General features: G+C 67.6%; 18 protein-coding genes. 10 read left to right on the forward strand and 8 right to left on the reverse strand.

What is annotated here, in order from left to right; all coding sequences use genetic code 11:
- Nucleotides 1-11 precede the first annotated feature (11 nt).
- The 5 genes from AB0L53_RS05095 to AB0L53_RS05115 all read left to right on the forward strand — a co-directional run bounded on the left by AB0L53_RS05095 (nucleotide 12) and on the right by AB0L53_RS05115 (nucleotide 9,348).
- The gene (locus tag AB0L53_RS05095; RefSeq protein WP_363990497.1) at nucleotides 12-5,303 is read left to right on the forward strand and encodes an amino acid adenylation domain-containing protein; all 5,292 of its coding nucleotides are present in this window, start codon (nucleotides 12-14) and stop codon (nucleotides 5,301-5,303) included.
- Between the two features lies 1 nt (nucleotide 5,304).
- Nucleotides 5,305-6,054 carry an AzlC family ABC transporter permease gene (locus tag AB0L53_RS05100; protein WP_358429487.1) on the forward strand — a complete coding sequence of 250 codons (750 nt, stop codon included), beginning with the start codon at nucleotides 5,305-5,307 and terminating at the stop codon, nucleotides 6,052-6,054.
- A complete protein-coding gene (locus AB0L53_RS05105; protein ID WP_363990501.1) occupies nucleotides 6,051-6,371 on the forward strand; it encodes an AzlD domain-containing protein in 321 nt (106 codons plus the stop codon). The genes AB0L53_RS05100 and AB0L53_RS05105 overlap by 4 nt, the downstream gene beginning before the upstream one ends.
- Before the next feature lie 291 nt (nucleotides 6,372-6,662).
- Nucleotides 6,663-8,156, forward strand: coding sequence for an AbgT family transporter (locus tag AB0L53_RS05110; protein WP_225290779.1), 1,494 nt, complete (start codon nucleotides 6,663-6,665; stop codon nucleotides 8,154-8,156).
- A 52-nt stretch (nucleotides 8,157-8,208) separates the two neighbouring features.
- A complete protein-coding gene (locus AB0L53_RS05115) occupies nucleotides 8,209-9,348 on the forward strand; it encodes a M20 family metallopeptidase (RefSeq protein ID WP_363990503.1) in 1,140 nt (379 codons plus the stop codon).
- 347 nt (nucleotides 9,349-9,695) lie between these two features.
- On the opposite strand, the gene AB0L53_RS05120 is transcribed toward AB0L53_RS05115, so the two are convergent.
- The 6 genes from AB0L53_RS05120 to AB0L53_RS05145 all read right to left on the reverse strand — a co-directional run bounded on the left by AB0L53_RS05120 (nucleotide 9,696) and on the right by AB0L53_RS05145 (nucleotide 15,146).
- Nucleotides 9,696-10,094 (reverse strand): hypothetical protein, encoded by a 399-nt coding sequence (locus AB0L53_RS05120; protein WP_363990506.1) that lies wholly within the window; start codon nucleotides 10,092-10,094, stop codon nucleotides 9,696-9,698.
- Between the two features lie 245 nt (nucleotides 10,095-10,339).
- Complete coding sequence (locus tag AB0L53_RS05125; protein WP_363990509.1) at nucleotides 10,340-10,627, reverse strand: hypothetical protein; 288 nt, start codon at nucleotides 10,625-10,627, stop codon at nucleotides 10,340-10,342.
- A gap of 299 nt (nucleotides 10,628-10,926) precedes the next feature.
- Nucleotides 10,927-13,128, reverse strand: coding sequence for a hypothetical protein (locus AB0L53_RS05130; RefSeq protein WP_363990513.1), 2,202 nt, complete (start codon nucleotides 13,126-13,128; stop codon nucleotides 10,927-10,929).
- Nucleotides 13,125-13,367 carry a hypothetical protein gene (locus AB0L53_RS05135; RefSeq protein ID WP_363990516.1) on the reverse strand — a complete coding sequence of 81 codons (243 nt, stop codon included), beginning with the start codon at nucleotides 13,365-13,367 and terminating at the stop codon, nucleotides 13,125-13,127. The genes AB0L53_RS05130 and AB0L53_RS05135 overlap by 4 nt, the downstream gene beginning before the upstream one ends.
- A gap of 748 nt (nucleotides 13,368-14,115) precedes the next feature.
- Nucleotides 14,116-14,331 carry a DUF397 domain-containing protein gene (locus AB0L53_RS05140; protein ID WP_363990520.1) on the reverse strand — a complete coding sequence of 72 codons (216 nt, stop codon included), beginning with the start codon at nucleotides 14,329-14,331 and terminating at the stop codon, nucleotides 14,116-14,118.
- A complete protein-coding gene (locus AB0L53_RS05145) occupies nucleotides 14,319-15,146 on the reverse strand; it encodes a helix-turn-helix transcriptional regulator (protein WP_363990524.1) in 828 nt (275 codons plus the stop codon). Before AB0L53_RS05145 ends, AB0L53_RS05140 begins: the two co-directional genes overlap by 13 nt.
- A 148-nt stretch (nucleotides 15,147-15,294) precedes the next feature.
- Here AB0L53_RS05145 and AB0L53_RS05150 point away from each other — a divergent pair, with 148 nt between their 5' ends.
- A complete protein-coding gene (locus AB0L53_RS05150) occupies nucleotides 15,295-15,783 on the forward strand; it encodes an ATP-binding protein (RefSeq protein ID WP_363990527.1) in 489 nt (162 codons plus the stop codon).
- A gap of 176 nt (nucleotides 15,784-15,959) precedes the next feature.
- Nucleotides 15,960-16,277 (forward strand): helix-turn-helix domain-containing protein, encoded by a 318-nt coding sequence (locus tag AB0L53_RS05155; protein ID WP_363990530.1) that lies wholly within the window; start codon nucleotides 15,960-15,962, stop codon nucleotides 16,275-16,277.
- 108 nt (nucleotides 16,278-16,385) lie between these two features.
- On the opposite strand, the gene AB0L53_RS05160 is transcribed toward AB0L53_RS05155, so the two are convergent.
- Nucleotides 16,386-17,063, reverse strand: a complete 678-nt coding sequence (locus AB0L53_RS05160; protein ID WP_363990533.1) for an NAD(P)H-binding protein — start codon at nucleotides 17,061-17,063, stop codon at nucleotides 16,386-16,388.
- Between the two features lie 110 nt (nucleotides 17,064-17,173).
- A complete protein-coding gene (locus AB0L53_RS05165) occupies nucleotides 17,174-17,605 on the reverse strand; it encodes a VOC family protein (RefSeq protein WP_363990536.1) in 432 nt (143 codons plus the stop codon).
- 111 nt (nucleotides 17,606-17,716) lie between these two features.
- Here AB0L53_RS05165 and AB0L53_RS05170 point away from each other — a divergent pair, with 111 nt between their 5' ends.
- The 3 genes from AB0L53_RS05170 (at nucleotide 17,717) to AB0L53_RS05180 (ending at nucleotide 22,609) form a co-directional block, all read left to right on the forward strand.
- Nucleotides 17,717-18,427, forward strand: coding sequence for a GntR family transcriptional regulator (locus tag AB0L53_RS05170; protein ID WP_363990538.1), 711 nt, complete (start codon nucleotides 17,717-17,719; stop codon nucleotides 18,425-18,427).
- Between the two features lie 107 nt (nucleotides 18,428-18,534).
- A complete protein-coding gene (locus AB0L53_RS05175) occupies nucleotides 18,535-19,929 on the forward strand; it encodes an MFS transporter (RefSeq protein WP_363990541.1) in 1,395 nt (464 codons plus the stop codon).
- A 100-nt stretch (nucleotides 19,930-20,029) separates the two neighbouring features.
- On the forward strand, nucleotides 20,030-22,609 hold the full coding sequence (locus tag AB0L53_RS05180; RefSeq protein WP_363990544.1) for a PEP/pyruvate-binding domain-containing protein: 2,580 nt from the start codon (nucleotides 20,030-20,032) through the stop codon (nucleotides 22,607-22,609).
- Nucleotide 22,610: the final 1 nt, after the last annotated feature.

Consider the following 22,610-nt stretch of genomic DNA (forward strand, 5'->3'; position numbering starts at 1 on the left):
CTGGAGGGGCCATGCAGTCCATCGAGACCCTGGGCAGGCTCAAGGTCGCGGCCGCGAAGCGTCGCCGCGAGGGGGTGTTCTGGCGCGCCCAGCTCGCGGCGCTGCCCGAGCGCACCGGCTTCCCGTCCGACACGCACGGTGGTTCGCCAGGGGAGGCGGCGCGCGCGGTGACCGCGCTCGACCTCGGCCCCGAGCTGGCGGCCAGACTCGGCAAGCTGGCCCGAGGCCAGGACATCGCCCTGCGTTCCGTGCTGATCGCCGTGCTAGGCGCGTTGCTCCAGCGTTACGGCGGCGGCGAGGAGTCCGTGCTGGCCACCGCTCCTGTCCCCGTGCCCGGCAGTCCCGCGCCGCTGGCCTCCTCGCTGGTGCTGCGGCTGCCGGTCACGCGGGACACCACGCTGCGCGGGCTGCTGGGCGAGGTCGGGGACCGGCTGCGGGCCGCGATCGAACACCAGGACTACCCGATCGAGCTGCTCGCCGCCGAGTTCGGGACCGCGGCGGGGGAGGGGGACGATCCGTTCGCCGACGTGCTCGTGGACGCGGTACGCGACGAGGCGGATCCCGCCGGACGGCCCGGCTTCCCACTCGCCTTCGCCTTCGTACGCGGACCGGCCGGGCTGGCACTGGAACTGCGGCACCGGACCGGCACGCACGGCCCCGACACCGCCCGGCGGCTTCTCACGCACTGCGTGATGCTGCTCGACCAGGCCACCGCCTCGCCCGACACGGCGATGGCCGCCTTCGACCTGCGATCCGACGACGATCTGGCGCTGATCGACAAGGCGAACGACACGGACGCCGCCTTCGAGGACTCGGTGCGGCTCGACGAGCTCTTCAGCCGCCAGGTCACCGCGACCCCTGACGCCGTGGCCGTGGTGGGCGACGGCTTCCTGCTCACGTACGCCGAGCTGAACGCCCGTGCCAATCGCCTGGCGCACACGCTGCGCGCCCGCGGCGTGGGCCGCGACGACCTCGTGGCCGTGCTGGCGGATCGCTCGCCGGAGATGCTCGTCGCCGTCTACGCCGTGCTGAAGGCGGGGGGCGCGTACCTGCCGATCGACCCGGGCAACCCGCGTGACCGCATCGCGTACATCCTCCATGACAGCGCCGCCCGCCTCGTCCTCACCCAGCGCCGCCACCAGGAGCTGGTCGGCGACGACGTCGCCGTCCTCGACCTCATGGACGAGGGGACCTACGCGCAGGAGGTGAGCACGCCGCCGGTCGAGGGCGGCGCCCGCGACCTCGCGTATGTCATCTACACCTCGGGTTCGACGGGTGCTCCCAAGGGCGTGCGGATCGAGCACCGGTCGGTCGTCAACCGCATCGGCTGGATGCAGAAGGCGTACCCGATCAGCTCCGCGGACGTCATCATGCAGAAGACGCCCACGTCGTTCGACGTCTCGGTGTGGGAGCTGTTCTGGTGGACGTTCGCGGGGGCGTCGGTGTGCCTGCCCGAGCCCGGCGCGGAGCGGGAACCGGAGGCGCTGACCGCCGCGGTCGAGCGGCACGGCGTCACCACGATGCACTTCGTGCCGTCCATGCTGGGGGCCTTCCTCGACTTCATCTCAGGACCGGGTGAGCAGCGGAGGCTGGGCACCTTGCGGCAGGTGTTCGCCAGCGGCGAGGCGCTGCCGGCCCACCACGTGCGACGCTTCCACGAGGTGGTCACGGGATGCCGGCTGATCAACCTGTACGGGCCCACCGAGGCGGCCGTCGACGTCACCCACTACGCCTGCCACGGCCGCGAGAACATGGTGCCGATCGGGCGGCCGGTCGACAACACGCGCGTCCACGTGCTCGACGCGGACCTGCGACCCCAGCCCGTCGGCGTCCCGGGGGAGCTGTGCGTCGCCGGGGTCCAGCTGGCTCGCGGGTATTTGCGTCGCCCTGAACTGACGGCCGAACGCTTCGTCGCCGCGCCCCAAGCGGGCGAGGAGCGCGTCTACCGTACGGGGGACCTGGCCCGCAGGCTGGCCGACGGCGGCATCGAGTACCTGGGCCGCATCGACCACCAGGTCAAGCTGCGGGGATACCGCATCGAACCGGGTGAGATCGAGGAGCGGCTGCGGCAGCACGCCGCTGTGAGGGACGCCGTCGTCATCCCCCGCGGCCAGGATCATCTGTGCGGTTACGTCGTGGCCGCCGAGCCCCTGCCCGAGGATGAGCTCAAGGAGCACCTGAGGCGCACGCTGCCGGAGTACATGGTCCCCGCCCGCCTCGTCACGCTCGCCTCGTTCCCGCTCAGTCCGAGTGGCAAGCTGGACCGCCGCGCGCTGCCCGACCCCGGCGAGCCGGCCCGCGCGGTGGACCACGTCGCCCCGCGCACGCCGCAGGAGGCGGACCTGGCCCGCGTCTGGGCCGAGGTGCTAGGCGTCGAATCGGTCGGTGTGCACGACAACTTCTTCGCGCTCGGCGGCAACTCGATCCACTTCGTCACCGTGCTGGCCAGGGCACGCGCGTGCGGCCTCGACTTCACCTTCCAGCAGCTCTTCGAGAATCCGACCATCGCGAGTCTGGTCGCTCTCGCGCGGGACGCGGATCAGGCGACGCGCCCGCTCGGGCCGTTCGAGCTGCTGACGCCCGAGGACCGGGCGAAGATCCCGGCCGGGGTGGCCGACGCCTACCCGATGACGCAGCTCCAGGCGGGACTGGTCTTTCAGAGCGAACTGTCACACAACACAGTCGAATATCACGACATCATCAGCTACACGATTCAGAGTTCGTTCGACGCCGGATGCTTCGAGCGGGCGGTCCGGCACATCGTCGCCGCGAACCCGATCTTCCGTACCAGCTACCACCTCACCGGCTACGGCGAGTACCTGCAGCTCGTTCACGAGGACGCGCCGTCACCGCTGTACATCGCCGACCTGCGCGGCATGAACGAGGACGAACAGGACGCCTGGTACCACGTATGGGCGGAGCGGGAGAAGGCTCATCGCTTCACCTGGACCGAGCCCGGCCTCGTCCGGTTGCACGTGCACGTGCTCGGCGACGACCTGTTCCGCTACACGCTCAGCCAGCACAACTCCGCACTGGACGGCTGGAGCATCACCCTGGTGCACACCACGCTGTTCGACACCTACTACCGGCTGCTCGACGGACAGCCGCTGCCTGACGTGGAGCCGGACGGGTACGCGCGCGACTACGTCTCACTGGAGCGCCGGTCCCTCGCCGACGAGGGCCACCGCTCCTACTGGGCGGGCGTGCTCGAAGGCGGCACCTTCACCGAGGTGCCCCGCACGAGGGAATCGGCGTCGCCGGACGTCTTCCCCGTCGTCTTCCACGAGGTGGAGTTCCCGCGCGGCCTGTCCGACCGGATCGTGGCGCTGGCCGAGGCGCTGTCCGTGCCGGTCAAGAACGTCGCGATGGCCGCGCACGTCAAGGTCCTCTCCCTGATCACCGGCGAGCGCGACGTCATGACCGGGTACGAGCACAGCGGCCGGCCCGAGGCGGAGGGCGCCACCCGTTCGATCGGCCTGTTCCTCAACACGGTGCCCTTCCGGGTGCGCACGGGCGAGGGCTCCTGGGAGAGCCTCGTGCGCGACGTCTACCAGGCCGAGGTCGAACTGCTGCCCGCGCGGCGATACCCGATGGCGCGGATGAAGCACGACCTGGGGACGCAACAGGCGCTGTTCGAGACGGCCTTCAACTTCACGCACTTCTACCTGCTCAGGCAACTGGAGGAGCTCGACGGCTTCTCCCTGCTCGATGTGCGGGCCAACTCGGAGACGGAGTTCGTGCTGCGCGCTGAGTTCTCCAGGCACTTCATCACCGACGAGGTACGGCTCAGCCTGCACTACCACGCCCACCTCTTCGAGCCCTGGCAGGTGGCGCGGATGGGGGCGTACTACATCGCCGCGTTCGAGCAGATGACAGCCGATCCGGCCGCCCTCCATCACCTCGCCGATCTGCTGCCCGGCGAGGAGAGCGCGGCGCTGATCACGATGGAACAGAGCGAGAGCGTCCTGCCGAAGCTGGCAGACCATTATCGGGCGCGGGTCGTCGACGAACACGGCCTGCGGGTGCCCTTCGCCACGCCGGGGCGGATCGTGCTGATCGCCAACGGGGTCACGATCCCCACCACAGGTGTGTACGGACGCCGCATGCCCGGCGGCCTTGAGCTGTTCCAGGCACCCCGACGCCTGACGTTTCACCGTTCCGAAGAGCGGAGTGCCGAGGGGGAGACGGGCCGTCGTCCCACCGGAGCGGTGGGACCGCGCATCGCGGAGGCGTGGTCCAGGGTGCTCGACGTGCCGCTGGAGCAGATCACCCTCGACGGCAACTTCTTCGAGCTCGGCGGCAGCTCGCTGTCGGCCATGCGGGTGGTCATGGAGTTGGAGGGGCTCGTGTCACTCACCGACCTGATGCGCAACTCCACCCTGGGACCGCTGTGTGAGGTGGCCGAGGCTCGTCTGAACGAGGGCGCGCCCCGCTCGCCGCTGCTTCGCTCGCTGTCGGCCGACCCCGACCGAGCCCGGTCCGTCCTTGTGTGCTTTCCCTACGCGGCCGGCAACGCCGTCAACTTCGAGCCGCTGGCCACCGCCCTCGACAAGGCGGGCGCCGACGTGGCCGTCTATGGCGTGGAGCTGCCGGGCCACGACCCCGGCCATCCGGACGAGCCCTTCCTGTCCATCGAGGAGGCGGCGCGGCGGGTGGTGGAGGAGATCCGCGGTCTCGCCGACCGGCCCGTGGTGCTCTGGGGCCACTGCGTCGGCTCGGCTCTGGCCATCGAGACCGCACGCCTGATGGAAGCGGCCGGAAACGCGCCGCTCCACGTCTTCGTGGCCGGAAAACTGCTGCACGACGCCCGGACCACTCGCGAGTCCATGGAGCGGGTGGACGCGATGACGGATGAGGACATCGTGCGCTGGCTCGTCGAGGCGACCGGTTACTCCGGGCTCGACGTGCTCTCACCCGAGCAGGCGGCCTTCGTCACCAGGACGTTCCGGCACGACTCCGGTTCGGCCAACGGCTATCTGCTGGCGGCGGCCGAGCGAGGGCCCGTCGCCAGGCTGCGCGCGCCGCTCACGGTCGTCCATGCCTCGGACGATCCGCTGACCCCTGACCACCGGCGGAGGTACGAGGACTGGTCGCTGTTCGCCGATCGGCCGCGGCTCGCGGAGCTCGGGCCCTTCGGCCACTACTTCTGCCGGACGGCCCCGGACGCCGTGGCCACACTGCTGCACGGGTTGGTGCCGTGTTCGGAGGATCAGCCGGGACCACGTACGGAAGACCAGCCGGCACCCCCTACGGAAGACCCGCCGGTTTCACTTACGGAAGATCAACGGAGCGAAGCGCACTGACATGACCACCACGAACACCCCCCAGGCGGTCACACCGCTGACCCCCGGCCAGCAGTACCTCGCCGGAGCGAGGAGCATGGTGCCGTTCCTCGCCTCCGCCATTCCCATGGGCATCGCCGGAGGCGTACTCGGACTGTCGAGCGGGCTCTCCGGCTGGGCGACCCTGGGCCTGGCGATGGCCGTGAACTCCGGCACCGCCCAGTTCGTCGGCTTCGCCCTCATCGCCGGCGGCACGGGCTGGGCCGCGATCATCCTCACCACGCTCATCCTGGGGCTCCGGATGCTCCTCTACTCCACCATCCTGATCCCGTACATCAAGGAAGTGCCCCAGCGGTGGCGGGTGCTGCTCGGGTTCGGGCTGATCGACGAGGTCTTCTTCGTGGCGATCGAACGGCTGAGGAAGGGCGAACTCACCCACAACAAGCACATGTTCTTCCTCGGGGCGTCCTCACTGCTGTACGTCACCTGGATGCTGTGCACGGCGATCGGCATGTCCCTCGGCTCGGCCGTCCCAGACGTGCGAGGGCTCGGACTGGACTTCCCGGTGACCGCCATGTTCATCGCCATGCTCGCGATCGGGCTGGCGAACTGGCGCGTGGCCGCGGCCATCTGCGCCGCGGGGGTGACCGTGATGCTGGCGCGGGACCTGCCGTACAACCTCGGCGTCGTGCTGGCCGCGGTGGTGGGAGCGGTGGTGGGGGCCGCGTGCGAGTACGCGGCGAAGACGAGGACGAAGGAGATCGCCCGATGAGCATGGCGCTGCTGATCCTCGGCATGGGGTTGTGCAGTTTCCTGCCGCGCTACCTGCCGCTGGCCCTCTTCGCCGACAGGGAGATGCCGCCGCTGGCGGAGACGCTGCTCAGGTACACGCCGCCGGCCGTGCTGGCCGCATTGGTGTTCCCGGCCGTCCTCGCGCCTTCGGGGGACGGCGTCGAGCTGACCCTGACGAACCCTTATCTGATAGGCGGCGTGGTCACCTTCCTCGTGGGTTTGGTATCGAAGAGGTTCCTGCTCGTGACAGCTGTCGGAATTGCCGCTTTCTATCTCAGTCGCTGGCTTGTCGGCTGAATGTTATAGGCGTCTTAAGTTTGTCGAAATTCATTTGACACCCGACATCGTGCGGGCGATTTCGCATGCCCGCACAACGGCTCTCAACTGGTGAGACATCCTTGACAATCAGCTATTGCGAGATGATCCTGCCGCCGTTAAAGTATGGCCCGCAGGTGCGGACTCGCAATAAAGAGACGGGGCATCTTTCGCGTTCGGTCTGTGCCTCAGGCGAAACGACCAAGAAAGGATGACCGGGTCTCCATGACGACCGTGTCCGCTGAGAAAGAATCACGTGCCTTAAACGTGACCATGCGCGTGCTGAACAGCGTCGAACGCGCCGGTAATAAGCTGCCTCATCCGTTCTGGCTCTTCATCATCCTGAGCGTCGTGCTCATGGCGCTGAGCTGGATCCTGTCGGCGGCCGGAGTGTCGGCGGTCAACCCCGCCGACAAGACGACCGTCGCGGTGAAGAACCTGTTGTCGAGCGAGGGCGTCACGCTGATGCTCGGCGACGCCATCAAGAGCTTCACCACCTTCCCCCCGCTGGGCACGATCCTGGTGGTCATGCTCGGCGTCGCGGTGGCCGACAGAGCGGGGCTGCTCTCGGCGGTCCTGCGCCGGGGCGTCTCCCGCGTACCGGCCCGGTGGGTCACGTTCGCGCTCGCCTTCACCGGCATGGTCTCCCACGTGGCCGCCGACTCGGCGTACATCGTGCTGATCCCGCTGGGCGGCCTGGCCTTCTACGCGGTCGGCCGCAGCCCGATCGTCGGCGTCGTGGTCGCGTTCGTCTCGGTCGCGGCCGGCTTCGACGCCAGCCCGGTGGTCACCCCGCTCGACGTCATCCTGGGCGGCATCACCACCGACGCCGCGCACACCATCGACCCGAGCTACACCGTCACCCCGCTCGCCAACTACTTCTTCTCCATCGGCTCGTCGGTCGTGCTGTCCATTGTCATCACCGTGGTGACGGAGACGATCCTCACCAAGCGGGCGGCGAGCATGCCGATCGACGAGGACGCCGAAGTGGGCGACCTAGGCGCGCTGGAGCTGTCCGACAAGGAGCGGCGCGGGCTGCGCTGGTCCGGCGTCGCGCTGCTGGTGATCGCCGCGCTGATCGCGCTGTCCATCATCCCGGCCGACTCACCGCTACGCGGCGAGGGCGGCAGCCTGGTCACCGGCCCGCTGCTGAACGCGATCTCCGTCATGCTCGGCGTCGCCTTCTGCCTCGTCGGAATCGTGTACGGCCGCGTCGCCGGCACCATCAAGAGCGGCAACGACGTGCCCACGTTCATGGCCGAGGGCATGCGCGAGATGGCGCCGGTCCTCGTGCTGTTCTTCGCCATCTCCCAGTTCCTGGCCTACTTCAAGTGGACCGGCATCGGCACCATCGTCGCGATCAACGGCGCGGACCTGCTGAAATCCGCCGGGATCAACGGCCCGATGATCTTTGTCGGCATCCTGATCATCGTCACCTTCATCAACCTGCTGATCACCAGCGGCTCCGCCCAATGGGCGCTGGTCGGCCCGGTCTTCGTGCCGATGCTGATGCTGCTGAAGATCTCGCCGGAGGCCACCCAGGCGGTCTACCGCATCGCCGACTCCTGCACCAACGCCCTGAGCCCGATGAGCCCCTACTTCGTGCTGGTCCTCGGCTTCATCCAGCGCTACCGCAAATCGGCCGGCATCGGCACGCTGATCGCCCTCACCATGCCGTTGTGCCTGATCATGCTCGTGGTCTGGACACTGTTCTTCCTGGCATGGTGGGCGCTCGGCATCCCGCTGGGCCCCGGCGTTCCCTCCTAACTCTCGCCCGAACCCTCACCCGAACCCTCACCCGAAACGGAAGGATCCTTTAGTGACACCGGCTCCCACGTGGACCCGCCAGGCGCTCCCTGCCATGCTCGACGACCTGCGCACGCTCGTCGAACTGGAAAGCCCGAGCAACGACAAGCAGCTCCTGGACGGGGCACTCGACGCGATCTTCCGCTGGGCGGTGGACCGCGCCGGGGAGCCGGACGAGTTCACCCGTCACGACGGCGGCCAGTACGGCGACGTGCTGGAACTGACCTACCAGGGCACCGCCCCCGGCTTCGTCCTGCTGGTCGGCCACTACGACACCGTGTGGCCGGTCGGCACCCTCGCGGACTGGCCGTGGCAGATCACCGACGGCGTCATCAGCGCACCCGGCGTCTTCGACATGAAGACAGGCCTCGTCCAGGCGGTCTGGGCGGTACGCGGGCTGCGCGAGCTGGGCCTGCCGCATCCCACGGTCCGCCTGCTGTTCAACGGCGACGAGGAGATCGGCAGCCCGGCCTCCCGCGCCCGCATCGAGGCGGCCAGCGCCGGGGCACTGGCCAGCCTGGTCTTCGAGGGCGCCATAGACGGCGCGGTCAAAACCTCCCGCAAGGGCGTCGGCATCTTCCAGGTGTCCGTCACCGGGATCGAGGCCCATGCCGGCCTCGACCCCACCGCCGGTGCCAGCGCCATCCACGCCATAGCCGACCTGATCACCCAGATCGCCGACCTGGGCGCCCCCTCGCTCGGCACGACGGTCAACGTCGGCCTGGTCAGCGGCGGCACCGGCACCAACGTCACCGCAGGCCAGGCAACGTGCGGCATCGACGTACGCGTGTCCGACCCGGCCGAGATGGCCCGGGTGGACGCCGCACTCACCTCGCTGCGCGCCCCCGACCCCCGGGTCTCGGTGGCGCTTTCCGGCGAATGGAACCGGCCGCCCATGACACCCAACCCCGCTTCCCAGGACCTGTACGCCAGGACGTACAAGGTGGCGATCGAGCACGGCTGGGACCTCCGTGAGGCCGGCGTCGGCGGGGCCAGCGACGCCAACTTCATCTCAGCCCTGGGCCGGCCCGTCCTCGACGGACTCGGTCCCGTCGGAGCGGGATCCCATTCCCGAGGGGAACACGCCATCGTCGAACACATCCCCGAGCGCACCGCCCTGACCATTGGGCTCATCGCGGGCTTCGCCAGCTAGTTGCCTCATCACGCGACCTTGGCTGGGTAGCTGGGCCGGCTTGCGCTGTGGGGTGCCGGCCTGGACGCCGTCACCAATATGGCCTCGCTTATGGGAGTCATCTCCGCGCTCACCACGAAGGGAGTGCGGTCGGCGGGCCCGGAATGGAGGCGCGGGTCTCGGGGTGCAGGCCGAGTGGGTCCTGGGCCACTGCCAGGGTCAGCAACTGGGCCTCGGCCAGTTTCGGCGCTCGTCCGACCGACCGTCACGTACGGTCTGTGATAAGGGTGTTGATGATCGGTTTGTGACAACAGACAAATCCTCAACACCCTTTGTCATTTCCCGAACGACTCAGGACCTATTCGTCGCTAGGCGCCGTCCTTGTCCAGCAGCCGATCGAGTGTCAGTCCCACGTCGGTCATTGTGCGCTGCAGGGTGTCGAGTCTGCCTAGCATCTGCTCCTGGGCGGATGTGAGCTGCTCGAGGGTGTGCCGTCGAAGGCCGGCGATCTCGTCTCCGAGAGCTGCGAAGTCCTGGGACGTCTCCGCCTTGATGCTGGCGATTTCAACTCTTATCTGGGCAACGGCGACCGCCGTTGAGGCGATGGCGGTGTGTATGCCTTCCAGGCATGGGCAGCCGTTCGTCGGGAGGCTCGCATGTTGGCGCCGCGCGCGAGGGCCGCGATAGGCCCCATTACGGGAACGCGCTGTCGCTTCGACGGCTGCCGCGCGAAGTTTCACGTCGCGAGTCTCCGCCTCTTCGTTCATGTACCCCTACCTTTTCGGTAGCTGGAAGGATCCCGGCCTTGGCGGCCGGGATCACTGTGTGTGAGTACATCGTCGCAAGAGGTTGTTGTCGATGACGCACGGTCATCGGAATCCGGGTGTGGTTTTGTTCATCGCGGTGTGGCAGAGATGCATCTGAGTCCGATTTTGGGCTCAAGTGAATGTGTCGTGAGTGGGACATTCTGGGACGCTACGGGCTGGCTGGGTTTTGGCGGCGGGGTCGCTTGCTAGGCGCCGGGGGTGCAGTTGTACAGGTGGCCGTAGCGTTTTTGGGCGATGCGCATGAGCTCGGTCATGTCCTTGATCGCGTCCCTGCCTTTGGCGACCTGGGCTAGGTAGATGTCAATCATTCGTTCTTTGCCACCGCAGCGGAACTTGGCACTCACTCGGTACGGTTGGTCGGCAAACGATGTATTCGGCAGGTATGCGGCCAGGCCGTCGCCGAGGTCGGTAGGAAGTGCGACTCCGCCATACCTCGTGTAGACCTGGCGCCTGTCGTCCATGACGAAGTCCAAGCTCTCCGGGCTAGTCCCGCCGCCCACTTGGAGCCAGCCCACCTCCAGATGGCGAGGGGTTATATCAGGGGCCCAGCACTCACCACTCTTCTCGCCGCCACTCGTTTTCTCGACGAGAGACCCAGGTGCACCGCTTACCAAGCGAAACGCCTGCTCAGGAATGAGCTTGCAGACGTATGGTGCGGAATCCATGACCGGTTGAAGGGCTGGGGCCGGTGTGGAGACGATGTTGTTTTCCGGGGTACAGGCTACGGTGAGCAACGCGAGGACAGCCAGAGCGCCGGGCAGACAGTAATGCCTCATTTTCCGCCTCCGGACCGGATATCAAGACCGAGATAATCGTCCACCTCGCTGGTCCTGCGAAAGGTGCCGCTGAAGCGATCGAAAACATCGCTGCCTCCGCCTTTCTTCCGAACCCATTCAAGGAAGTCGCTGTATTCCTGCGGACTCATCTCGGCAAAGGGCTTGATCGTCGGCGGGGTTCCAGCCGCGAATGTCCGATCATTCATATTGGTGTCGTCCAGCAGGCCCTTATTCAGCATGGTTGTGGCGAGCATCTGCTCTGCCAGCCTCTCGACCGCCAGTCGGTTGTCCGCCAATGTCCGGTACGTCTCATCCAGGCCCCGCCGATGTTCAGACATCTGCTGGGCGACCTGTTTGGCAATCTCGTCATAAGCGGCGCCGGTTAGCTTGTCATATTCCGTAGTGATCAACTTGCCGAAGGCTCCGGCGGCTAGTTCGCCCACCTGCTTGGCTCCCGGCACGGGGAGTAGCCCAATCGCGTTGCTCACCATGGTCTTCAGCGACTCGTCCGCCTTCTTGTCGTCCAACCCCTGGGCGATCAGTACCTGACGGCGGATCTCCACGATGTGGGAGAAGGAACGCGCCTCATCCACGGTCCGGCCTGTCAGGAACTGCTTGATGTCAGCCTTGTCGACTCGCCCATCACCATCGAAGTCGAATGCCTTGACGTCGGCCTTTGTGAAACCGAACCGCTCAGCGTTGGAAGCGTTGAGACCGACCGGAGGCACGGTGTCCAGCGCCGCTCGCATGTGTTCAGTCTGTGCTCTAACCAGCGCCTCAAACCCGGTGTCGTGGGAGGTGGCCAGCGCCAGCGCGTAGGACATGTCCGTGGCCGCGACCTGGTGGAAGACCGCATGGTTCAGGAGGAGATTGGAGACCTGGTCGATGTTGGCCGCGATCGCGTGGGCCAGTGGGTAGCCCAGGGGTGCGAAACGATCGAACGTCTCTCTGTTCTTTATCTCCAGATTTCCGCTCTCCCCTTTGCCAAAGGCAGAGCGGACCTCGTCGGCGACGGTCTTCATCATCTCGGCAGCCAGCTTCTGGGAGGCCTCATCCCGGCCGGTCGTAGCTGTCACCAGCATGTCATTGAACGGTGCGTAGTCGCTCAGATAACGAGAGGCACCCCACCGAGTCGTCAGCAGATAGTGCAGCACAGACTCCTGCCACCCGGCCGGCGTGTGGTCCAGCAGGGCGTGGGACGCCTCCCGGCTGGATTTCGCCGCGTGGAAAAGGTCGTCCACCAACGATGACATGGCCTTCGCGCCTGGATTGCCCGCATGCGTTCCCGGTCTCAGCATGGTGCCAAGGCCGAGCGCGCCCGCCAGGTCGACTATGGGAACCTGGGCTCCCGCGAACATCCGGCCCAGCAGGTCCTTACTCGCTGCCCATTCATCCTTACGCTGCTCGTACTCGTAGACGATCACGTCACGCCCGACGACCTCCATGAACTCCTTCGAGTACGGAGGCTTCCCGTCGTGGGCACGCCAGATGAGCGCCTGAGCCTGGTAGCCCGTGTACTTCGTGTCGCCGGCCTTCTGCTGGGCCCGGCCCTCCCTCACCAAGTCCTTGAGGAATTCGGCGCCCATGTACGCGGGATTCTTCGGATCGGTTCCCCTGGCCAGAGCCGCGCTCAGCATGCGCAGAGCGTCCTTGCCCTGGCTGGAGACCTGGGCCAGGCGATCGGAGTCCCCGTGGGTCCCGGCGTCGCGCAGTCGCGCGGCCAGCGAGCCAGGCAGCCGCGTCACGCCCTGGGTGCCCAGCGTGCCCAGGAATGCCTTCACGAACTCCGCGTCCCCGGTCCGCGCCGCGTATTTCTTCAGTTCGGCAAGCGCCTTGGCATCCCCATCTGCGGCGTTCAGCGCGGCGCGACCGGCCAGCGTTCCGTCTAGTAGCCCCTTGGCGGCCTCCAGGCCGTCGGGTATCTCGAGGAAGCTCCCGGCTGCCGTGCTCATGCCGAAGGTGACCTTCTGCCGCTGCAACTCGTGGACCAGTTTCTGCCGCCGCCGCAGGTCCTCAGCCTGCGTGGTAACACGTCCGGCCAACTGCCGCAGCCGAGCCGCCGGAGAAGTGTCGAGCCCGGCGCCCTGCAATTCGCTGTGCAGGGCCTGCGCCAGCTCTTCCAGTCGCCTGGCGGCCTCGGTGTGCTTGCCCGCCATCGCGTCGAATTCGGACGGCTTCACTCCGGTGAACTCCGTCATGGCTTATCCGGAAGGGAAGCCAATTTCTGGTTCGCGCTGTGTACGGCCTGCGTGAGCATGTCCTGCAACTCCCGCCGGTCGGCGTGGACCTGGGAGTCGAACCGGGCGCCCGTGGGCCCCACCCATGCGTCGTTCTCCATCAGGTGGCAGGAGGGATCGAGCGCCCACCAGTGCTCGTCCGAGAGTCGCTGGATCCGCTCCGCCACGGCCCGCATCGCCTCGCGGTCGAGGTTGGCCAAGATGATCCCCTTGTACGGCTCGCTGCACCAGAACAGATCAGGAGGCGGCGTCCCTCACGTGGTCACACGGTAATCAACATCGCATCAACAAAACAAGTTTAAGCGCAGTGAAAGGTATGGCGCGTTGGAATTTTGTTATGCAATGAGCTTCTTTGCCCGACCTCGATCTTGTCAGGTGGGAACTGGCTGTGACCTGCGGGGCTTTCCGCCGGTGAGAGTGAAATTCATTGAGGATTCGCTGAAACGGTCGAGATGAGGCCAGCGCGAGATGGTTGACGAGTGCACCGTCACGGGCGGGAAGATCGTGGCCACCGGGGCAGGCCGGGGCGGGGAACGCAGCTACGCGCCGATTACGCGCTCAAACTCCCGTCGGGGACTGCCTATCGTGGTGGTGGAGTTAAGACAGACGCCCACCAGCGAGGACGAGGGCATTGAGCAGGCCAAGCGATACGCCAGCAAGCTCCAGGCACCCTTCGCCAACGCGACGAACGGGCTCAGGCTCATGAGATCGGCCTCGACGCGGGGCTCAGCACAGAGACCGACGGCCACTCTTCGGCGGACGAATTGTGGGTGATGCCACCAGTCAAAGGGAGCTCGGCGCGTGGCTCACCATCGTGGAATGCTTGCGAGCATCGCTGCTAACCGCTGCGCCCAGCAGGATGCTCTAAAACCCTCGTGGCTGGTCGCCTTACGGATCAAGGGAAGACTCTCCGCATGAGCGGAGAGTCTTCCCTTTGTGCGAACATATTTACAAGTCGAACTCGCCGTCCTTCACGCCGCTGATGAAGGCGCTCCATTCGCCAGGAGTGAAGATGAGGGCCGGACCACTGGGGTTTTTGCTGTCGCGGACACCTCGGCGTCCTTCGGACAGTTCAGCAACCTCAACGCAGTTGCCGCCGTCGGGCCCCGATCGGGTGGACTTGCGCCAGGTAGCTGTGTCGAGTTCGCGGGTCAGCTCGTCCATCGCTGCAGCGTCTCCTTGATCAGGTCTAGGGATTCGCGTTGGGACAGCGCTTCTGAGCGAATCCCCTCATATCTATATGTTAGGACGCGGACGTCCTCTGGTCGCTCGGTTACTCGACTCATGACGCCAGCGGATTCGACATACGCTGTGTCGAAGACGCCATGTGCCTGCGCGATGGCGAACCCGCCGGCAAGGCCGGTCGTGGAGTAGGCATTGAGGGGAAGAACCTGGATGGTAATCCGGGGAGCTTCGCCATCTTCTAGAAGGCGAGTGAGCTGCGCCGACATCACGGCGGGGCTGCCGATCGGGCGGTGCAGAACTGCCTCGTCGATCACAATCCACAACAATGGCGGTTTGGGACGCCTAAGGATGCTTTGGCGTTCCATTCGAGCGATCACATGTTCCTCGACCTGTTCGGACGTCACGCCGACATCACCGCTCAGGACCGCCCTGGCGTAGTCCTCGGTCTGCAGCAGGCCGGGCACGACCAGCGGTTCCCAGGTCCGGATCGCCTCCGCCGTGGCCTCCACCTCGAGCCAGGGCCGAAACCAAGGAGGAGCCTGCGCATGACTGACCATCGGCCAGAGCCGCATCAGCGCCCCTTCCGCCTCCAGCGCCTCGTCGCAGTGGCGGGCGAACTCCTCCGTTGGTGACCGTCTGGCTGTCTCGATCATGCTGATCGTGCCGACGGAGTAGGACACCGCTTTCGACAGACGGATCTGGGACCAGCCTCTGGCCTTGCGGTGTCGCCGCAACTCGAAGCCGAACAGTGCGGTCGGTGAGTCAGTAGGGCATAGCTCGCTTTCCTTAGGCATCTGACCTCCAGGGGGATGGCCACCGTTTCAACACGACTTTCAGCGAAACGGTTGATGGCTTATCGAAGTCAATTGACTACTCAATGTAGCCGAGACTTGGGATGGTTGGAAGGCCGATCGAGGCCGACTTCTTCGGGTGGGTGAAGTAATGAAAGCAGCGAGTGCGGAGCCGAGGGTCATCGGCTCGATCCAGCTCGTGGGCATTCGCGAGTCCGTCTCGCACGCCCGCTCCGAAGTGCGCAGATGGCTCGGAGACGATCATCCTGCTGTCGACGACGCGGTGCTGGTGGCGTCCGAGCTCGTGACGAACGCGCTCCGCCACTCCGACGCCAAACCGTACGACTTCATCGGCCTCACCGTCACCGCGACGGACGAGATGGTCTATGTGGAGGTGCGTGACCCCGGTTCCGCCTTCTCCGGCCCGCACATCCGGCAGGAGCCGGAGGCGGAGGACGGTCGTGGGCTGCTGATAGTCCGTGAGATCTCCCAAGACTGGGGAACCCGAGAGCACGGCCGTGGGCTTGGCCGTACCGTCTGGTGCGCCATCCGGGCCGTCCCATCTTCCCCTGACCCGTCCGCTCCCGAATCGGTCTCCGAATCCGTCTCCGGATCGGTTGGCGGGTGTGGCCCTGGCTGAACGCGCAGCCAGCCCAGGTCAGGCGGCTCCTCCTTCTCGAGGAGGGGGAGTGGGGGAGCCGCCGCAGAACGTCCGGCAGGGATCTTCCCCCCGTGGCTCCAGGCCGGGCGGGCCCCCGATGAGTGCACCCGCTTCGGCCCTCATCGGGGGCCATCCACAGAATGCAAGGAAGGTCTGTGAGCGGGCACAGCAAGTGGCAGACAACCCGGCATCGACGCCTCGCCGGTGAGATGAACGACCCCGAGTACGCCAGGCTTTACGAAGAGGCGGAAGCCGAGCAGCGACTCGGCCAGCTTGTCTACGACCGGCGCGTTGCTCTTGGCCTGTCGCAGGCGGAGCTGGCTAAGCTGGCTGAGCGTGCGGGGATGACTCAACCGCAGGTGTCCCGTTTGGAGACGGGTGGTGGCAACATCACCGTGGCGTCCCTGAGACGGCTGGCCGCCGCGCTGGACGCGGACCTGACAATCGGCTTCCTTCCTCGCCAAGCTGCATGAGTCGGGCCCGCCTGACGCGCACGCGGCTGGGCCGCCCGCATAGCAGCCGCTCTTGGCGGGCAACGCAGGGCGAGGAAGACCACCCAATGGCTGCCGTGCCGGACATCGTCAGGCGGGTCCGTCCTGGCCGGTTGCGTGGCGCAGGAGATGGGCGACCGCCTCGGTGATGGGTGTGTCGCCGGTGGTGAGTTCGACGATGGCGCGGTTCAAGGCCGGTTCGTGCAGGGCCGCGTCGATGAAGGCGGCCACGTCGTCGCGTGGCACCTTGCCGTACTCGATCGCCGGTCCAGCCGTGACCCGGCCGGTGCCGGGCTCGTCGAGGAGGGTGCCGGGGCGGATGATGAGCCAGTCGAGGCCGGTACGGGCGAGGTAGACGTCGGCGGTTTTCTTGACCTTGATGTAGTGCTCGAAGCCCTCGTTGGGCTCGCCGCCACGCAGCGCGTCGGGAAACACCGACACGAGGACGAATCGCGACACTCTGGCACGGGCGGCTGCGTCCGCGGCCTTCTCCAGCCCCTTGCCGTCGATCGCGGTAGTGAGGTCCCTCCCGGTGCCGTGTGCGCCGGCCGAGAACACGACCGCGTCATGTGAGCTCATCCTGGTCGCCAGGTCGTCCACGGTGTCGGCGATGAGGTCGCCGGTCAGCGGGGTGGCGCCGGAGGCGCGCACGGTCTCGGCCTGGGCAGGGTTGCGGAACATCCCCGTCACCGTGTCGCCGCGGGCGGTCAGCAGGCGGGCCAGCCGGTTCCCCACACCGCCGGCGGCGCCGATCAGGAACACCTTCATGATCATCCTTTCGAGAGCTGTTTTCTTTCAGGTGGATGGCAGCACGGCGGAACACCCATAAAGAGGGGCGTGCCACGACATGCGATGTGGCAGGCGGGCAGTACGTACGGTCAGGCAGCGAAGACCTGGGCGTCGTCGGCGAACGCCTTGAACTCCAGGGCGTTGCCGGCCGGGTCGAGCAAGAACATCGTCCACTGCTCTCCGGCCTGCCCGGCGAAGCGCACATAGGGCTCGATCACGAACGGGACGCCTGCCGCACGGAGTCGGTCGGCCAGCGTGTGGAAGTCCTCGATCGTGAGGATCAGGCCGAAGTGCGGCACCGGGACGTCATGGCCGTCGACCGGATTGTGGATCTGCTGGGCCCGGGCCGGCGCCAGGTGAGTGACGAACTGGTGGCCGTACATGTTCCAGTCGATCCAGGTTTCGGCGCTGCGGCCGTGCCGCAGGCCGAGTACCTCGCCGTAGAAGTGGCGCGCGGCCGTCATGTCGTCGACCGGCATGGCCAGGTGGAAGCGTGGGATCGGGGAGTTCAACACGCTCATGATGGTGGGCCTTCTTCCTGGGAGCGCGGGGATGAGAATGTCCTAATGTCGACATTACGACACTGGCGGAGAGGTTGTTAACATTGAGACAATCTCTGGAGGGTAAAGCTGATGGGTGAACAGGCCACAGTGGCTCCCGCCCGCCGTCGAGGGTTGGCCGATGAGGTCGCCGATCGCGTTCGGGAGGCCATCTTCGGCGGCGTGTACGCCCCCGGGGCCCAGTTGCGCGAGGTCGAACTGTCCCAGGCGCTGGACGTGAGCCGTGGCCCGGTGCGCGAGGCGCTGCTCCTGCTGGAGCGCGAGGGACTGGTCCGCAGCCAGTGGCATCGCGGCGCCACGGTGATCACCCTGTCCCCGCAGGACATCGCCGAACTGGACAGCCTGCGCGGCGCGCTTGAGCACCTGGCCGTGCAGCGGGTGGTCGCCCACGCTTCCGAAGAGGACCTTGTCAAGATCGACAAGGTGGTCGACGGCATGAGGCGCGCAGCGGACGCGCACGCGATGGTCCGCTGTGACCTCGCGTTCCATGACGCCGTCTACGACGCCGCCCACCACCGGCGCCTGAGTGAAGCTTGGCAGGCGATCCGCTCACAGATCCACCTGTTCCTGCTGACCCGGATCGGCCGCAGCTCCGACGGCTACCTCGAGCACATCGCGGACGAACACCGCCTGCTCGCGGACGCCCTGCGTGCCGGCGACGCCGACGCCGCTTTGGAGCTGTTCGCGGCCCACCGTCACCATGCGGCCCAAGTGCTCGCCGCTCACGATCTCCCGCCGGGGCAGGGGGATCAGGGCGTCGTGGGGTCCACGGCGAAGCGGTAGCGCACATCGGTCTTTAGTACGCGCTCGCGATTGTTAGTGAACGTTGCGTTTCTATGGGGTGAATCGTATGCTCCTTAGAGAACGTTTCGTTCTCTAAGGAGCGTGCCATGGGTCTCGTGCTGCCGGGTCTGCTGCTGGCGATGTTGCTGGGCGCGCTCGATCAGACGATCATGGCGCCCGCTCTGCCCGCCGTGGCGGGGAGTCTCGGCGGGCTGGATCAGATGCCGGCGGTGATCAGCGCCTACCTGGTCGCCGCGACCGTCGTGATGCCCCTGTACGGCAAGCTCGGCGACCGGTACGGGCGTAAGCCGATGATGCAGGCGGCGATCGTCATCTTCGTCACCGGTGCCGTGCTGTGCTCGGTGGCTGCCTCGATGCCGCAGTTCATCGCGTTCCGTGCGGTGCAGGGCATCGGTGGCGGCGGGCTGATGATCGGGGCGCAGGCGATCATCGGGGAGGTCGTCAGCCCGCGTGAGCGCGGTCGCTACCTGGGTCTGATCGGTGCCGCGTACGTGGTCGCCGCGGTCGGTGGACCGCTGCTGGGCGGGTTCTTCATCGACCGGCTCAGCTGGCGGTGGATCTTCGCGATCTACCCGCCGCTCGGGCTGCTCGCCCTGGTCGTGCTGACGGCGACCTTGCGGCTCCCCAAGCCCGAGGTCACGGTCGAGAATCGCGCGCCGATCGACTTCGCCGGTGCGGTCACGTTGGCGGTCGCCGTGGTCGGCGTGGTCATGCTGGGACAGACCAGGAACCTGGCCTTCCTCGCCCTGGCCGTCGCGGGCGGGGCGGCGTGGCTGGTGAGCGCCCGGTACGCCGCCGATCCGATTCTGCCGCTGCGTCTGTTCCGCGACCGCGCCTTCGCCGTGCCCGTGGCGATCAGCCTGCTCATCGGATTCACCCTGTTCGGGACCATCGCGTACATGCCCGCCTACCTGCAGATCGCCCTGCGCTCCACCGCCACCCAGGCGGGCCTGCTGGTGACCGCGCTCATGGGAGGCGTGCTGACCACCACCATCGTTTCCGGCAGGCTCATCACCAGGACAGGGCGCTACAAGCCCTACCCGGTGGCGGGCACGGCGCTGACGGCGGCCGGGCTGGCGCTGATCGGGATCGTGGGCGACCGCGGAGGAGCGGTGGCGATCGCCGCCATGATGCTGCTGATGGGGCTCGGCGTCGGGCTGGTCATGCAGGTCATGGTGCTGGCCACGCAGAACGCCGTCGACTACGCCGATCTCGGCACCGCGACCTCGGCGGTGACGTTCACGCGGCAGATCGGCGCCTCGGCAGGGGTCGCGCTGGTGGGGGCGCTGATCACCTGGAGGTCCGGCATCACCGCCACGGAGGCGGCCGACCTGCCCGGCAGCGTGCGGGACGCCTTCGCCACGGCCGTGCCACCGGTGTTCGCGGCCATGGCGCCGCTGCTCGCCGTGGCGTTCGTCCTCGCGTTCGCGCTGCCGGCGCGACCGCTCCGCACCACCGCCTACGCCGAGGAGAACCAGTGACAGTCGAGGAGAGCCGGTGAACAGCCGAAGAGAACCAAGTGAAAGACGATCAGGAGCAAGTGAAAGCCGACGAGGACCGAGTGAAAGCCAAGGAGGGCCAGTGAAACTCGTAGCACCCCTGAACGCCTTCGGCCGCGGCGACCTGGCTCTGGCCGGAGGCAAAGGCGCCAACCTGGGCGAGCTCGTCAAGAAGGGCTTCCCCGTCCCGGGCGGTTTCGTCGTGACCACCGCCGCCTACGAACTGGTCGCCGACGGGCACGACACCAGTACGTACTTCGAGAACGTGGACATCCCCCCAGACCTGCGCGAGGCGATCACCGGCGCCTATGCCGAGCTCGGCGGCGGCCCCGTGGCGGTTCGGTCCAGTGCCACCGCGGAGGACCTGCCCGGGGCGGCGTTCGCCGGGCAGCAGGACACCTACCTCAACATCGTGGGCGCGGAGGCGGTGGTCGACGCGGTCCGCCGGTGCTGGGGCTCGCTCTGGACCGAGCGGGCCGTCGCCTACCGCGAGAAGCGGGGTGTCGACGCGGCCGAGGTGCGTATCGCGGTCGTCGTGCAGCGCATGGTCCAGTCGGAGGCGGCCGGCGTGCTGTTCACCGCGAACCCGGTCACCGGCGACCGTACGCAGATCGTCGTGGACGCGAGCAGCGGGCTCGGCGAGGCCGTCGTCTCGGGACTCGTCACGCCCGACCACTACGTGCTCGACGCCTCGGGGCGGATCACCTCCTTCACGCCGGGCCGTCGCGAGGTGGTCATCCGCGGTACGGCCGGCGGCGGCGTCGTACACGAGACCGGAGACCCCACCGCCGGCGAGGCGCTGCCCCGCGCGGCGCTCGCTGAGCTGGCCCGGCTGGCGAGCGAGGTCGCGGTTCGGTTCGGCCGCCCGCAGGACATCGAGTGGGCGTACGCGGGCGGCCGGGTGAGCCTGGTCCAGGCCCGTCCCATGACGGCGCTTCCGCCGCCGCCCGTGGGGTCGCTCAACCCGGTCCAGCGCAAGGTCGGCAGCGTTCTGCTTGAGTATCTGCCCGTACGCCCCTATCCGATCGATATGACGACCTGGCTGCCGTACGGTCCGGCGGGCATGATGGCCAAGGTCGCGGCGGCCTTTGGCATCAAGGGGGTGTTCGAGGACTTTCTGCAGGAGGAGGACGGCGTCGTCTACCGGTTGGTGCCCCGCTCTCCGCGGGTGACAGCCGGTCTGCTGGCAATCCCCTTCCGGCTCGTTCGGCGGGCCAGGCGCTACGATCCCGCCCGGTGGACGGAGGATCCGCGCTTCCAGACCTTCCTTGCCGCGAACCGCGAGCTGGCGGCCCGTGACCTGGCCTCGATGCCCTGGCCGGAGCTGATTCGGGTGCCCAGACAGGCACTGGACCTGGTCCGGCCGGTGACGGACCTGCGTACCGACTACCTGCCTGGTACCGGGCTCGCCTTGTTGCGGCTGCTGGTGGCGGTCAAGCTGTTGCGGCGCGGCGCGCTGTTCGGCGAGCTGATGACCGGCGCGCGTACCCGTACCTCCGACGCCAATCAGGCGCTGGAGGAACTGGCCGAGGAGGCCCGGGCGACCGGAGCGCTCGACGCGGATCCGATGCCCTCCGGCTTCGCCGCGAAACTGCGCGACTTCCTCGCCGAATATGGGCACCGGGAGACGGTGACTCCGATTCTGGCCACCCCGCCCACCTGGGGTGAGGCTCCGGAAATCGTCCTCGGAACGATCAGGGTGCTCGCGTCCAAGCCGCCCTCTCCCGCGCCCGCCGCGGACGGGGCGGCGGCGGAAGCGAGAGCGAGCGGGGCTGCCGCAGGAGTGGGAGTGGGCGGAGCGGCTGCGGGAGCGGGCAAGGCGACTCTGGGAGCGGGCGGGGCGTTCGAGCGGCTGCTCCGTCACCCCCTGCTGCGGGCCGGGCGCCGGAGGGCCCGGGTCGTACGCTGGGTCGAGGCGGCTCGCGCGGGTCACGCGTTCCGCGAGGACAGCCACTTCTACTTCACGCTCCCGCTGCCCATCCTGCGTCGGTCGCTGTTGGAGATCGGGGCGCGGCTGCGCGACGCGGCCGTGCTCCAGCGGCCCGAGGACGTCTTCCACCTGCGGCTGGAGGAGCTGGAGTCGATCAAGGACCTGGCCGCCTCCGACGAGTGCCTCGACGGTCTGCGGGCGGTCGTGCAGCAGCGGGCGGCCAAGCGGGAGGAACTCTCGGGCGTGCGGCTCATCGACCCGCGGGCGATCTTCCCCGTCCGCGACGCGGGCGACGCGATCGTGACCGGGACGCCCGCGGGCGGCGGCAGCGCCACCGGGCCGGTCAAGGTCATCCGGGATCCGGCCGAGTTCGGCGGCCTGACGAGCGGGGACGTGCTCGTCTGCCCCTACACCAACCCGTCGTGGACCCCGCTGTTCCAGCGTGCGGCGGCCGTCGTCGTCGACACCGGGAGCGCCGCCTCGCACGCCGCGATCGTCGCCAGGGAGTACGGGATCCCGGCCGTCATGGGTACGGCCGGAGGCACGTCCACGCTGGTCGACGGGCAGGTGGTAACCGTCGACGGGGACGCGGGCACCGTCGTCATCGCCCACTCAAGCGGGGATGCGGCCGCCTCCGACCCTGGCGGGGATGCGGCCGCCGCGGTCTCTGACGGGGGTGTGGTGGCCCCGGTCTCAGATGACGGCGCGGGCACGGTCACCGCGGCCTCATAGG

The organism is Nonomuraea sp. NPDC052129, from assembly GCF_040680095.1.
Lineage (GTDB): Bacteria > Actinomycetota > Actinomycetes > Streptosporangiales > Streptosporangiaceae > Nonomuraea.

Excerpts from the sequence above, each read along its gene's own strand:
- AB0L53_RS05160 (WP_363990533.1), bottom strand. The coding sequence starts at position 17,063 with ATGAAGGTGTTCCTGATCGGCGCCGCCGGCGGTGTGGGGAACCGGCTG.
- AB0L53_RS05145 (WP_363990524.1), bottom strand. The coding sequence starts at position 15,146 with ATGCCTAAGGAAAGCGAGCTATGCCCTACTGACTCACCGACCGCACTG.
- AB0L53_RS05170 (WP_363990538.1), top strand. The coding sequence starts at position 17,717 with ATGGGTGAACAGGCCACAGTGGCTCCCGCCCGCCGTCGAGGGTTGGCC.
- AB0L53_RS05140 (WP_363990520.1), bottom strand. The coding sequence starts at position 14,331 with ATGGACGAGCTGACCCGCGAACTCGACACAGCTACCTGGCGCAAGTCC.
- AB0L53_RS05165 (WP_363990536.1), bottom strand. The coding sequence starts at position 17,605 with ATGAGCGTGTTGAACTCCCCGATCCCACGCTTCCACCTGGCCATGCCG.
- AB0L53_RS05120 (WP_363990506.1), bottom strand. The coding sequence starts at position 10,094 with ATGAACGAAGAGGCGGAGACTCGCGACGTGAAACTTCGCGCGGCAGCC.
- AB0L53_RS05095 (WP_363990497.1), top strand. The coding sequence starts at position 12 with ATGCAGTCCATCGAGACCCTGGGCAGGCTCAAGGTCGCGGCCGCGAAG.
- AB0L53_RS05130 (WP_363990513.1), bottom strand. The coding sequence starts at position 13,128 with ATGACGGAGTTCACCGGAGTGAAGCCGTCCGAATTCGACGCGATGGCG.
- AB0L53_RS05110 (WP_225290779.1), top strand. The coding sequence starts at position 6,663 with ATGCGCGTGCTGAACAGCGTCGAACGCGCCGGTAATAAGCTGCCTCAT.
- AB0L53_RS05100 (WP_358429487.1), top strand. The coding sequence starts at position 5,305 with ATGACCACCACGAACACCCCCCAGGCGGTCACACCGCTGACCCCCGGC.
- AB0L53_RS05105 (WP_363990501.1), top strand. The coding sequence starts at position 6,051 with ATGAGCATGGCGCTGCTGATCCTCGGCATGGGGTTGTGCAGTTTCCTG.
- AB0L53_RS05150 (WP_363990527.1), top strand. The coding sequence starts at position 15,295 with ATGAAAGCAGCGAGTGCGGAGCCGAGGGTCATCGGCTCGATCCAGCTC.
- AB0L53_RS05175 (WP_363990541.1), top strand. The coding sequence starts at position 18,535 with ATGGGTCTCGTGCTGCCGGGTCTGCTGCTGGCGATGTTGCTGGGCGCG.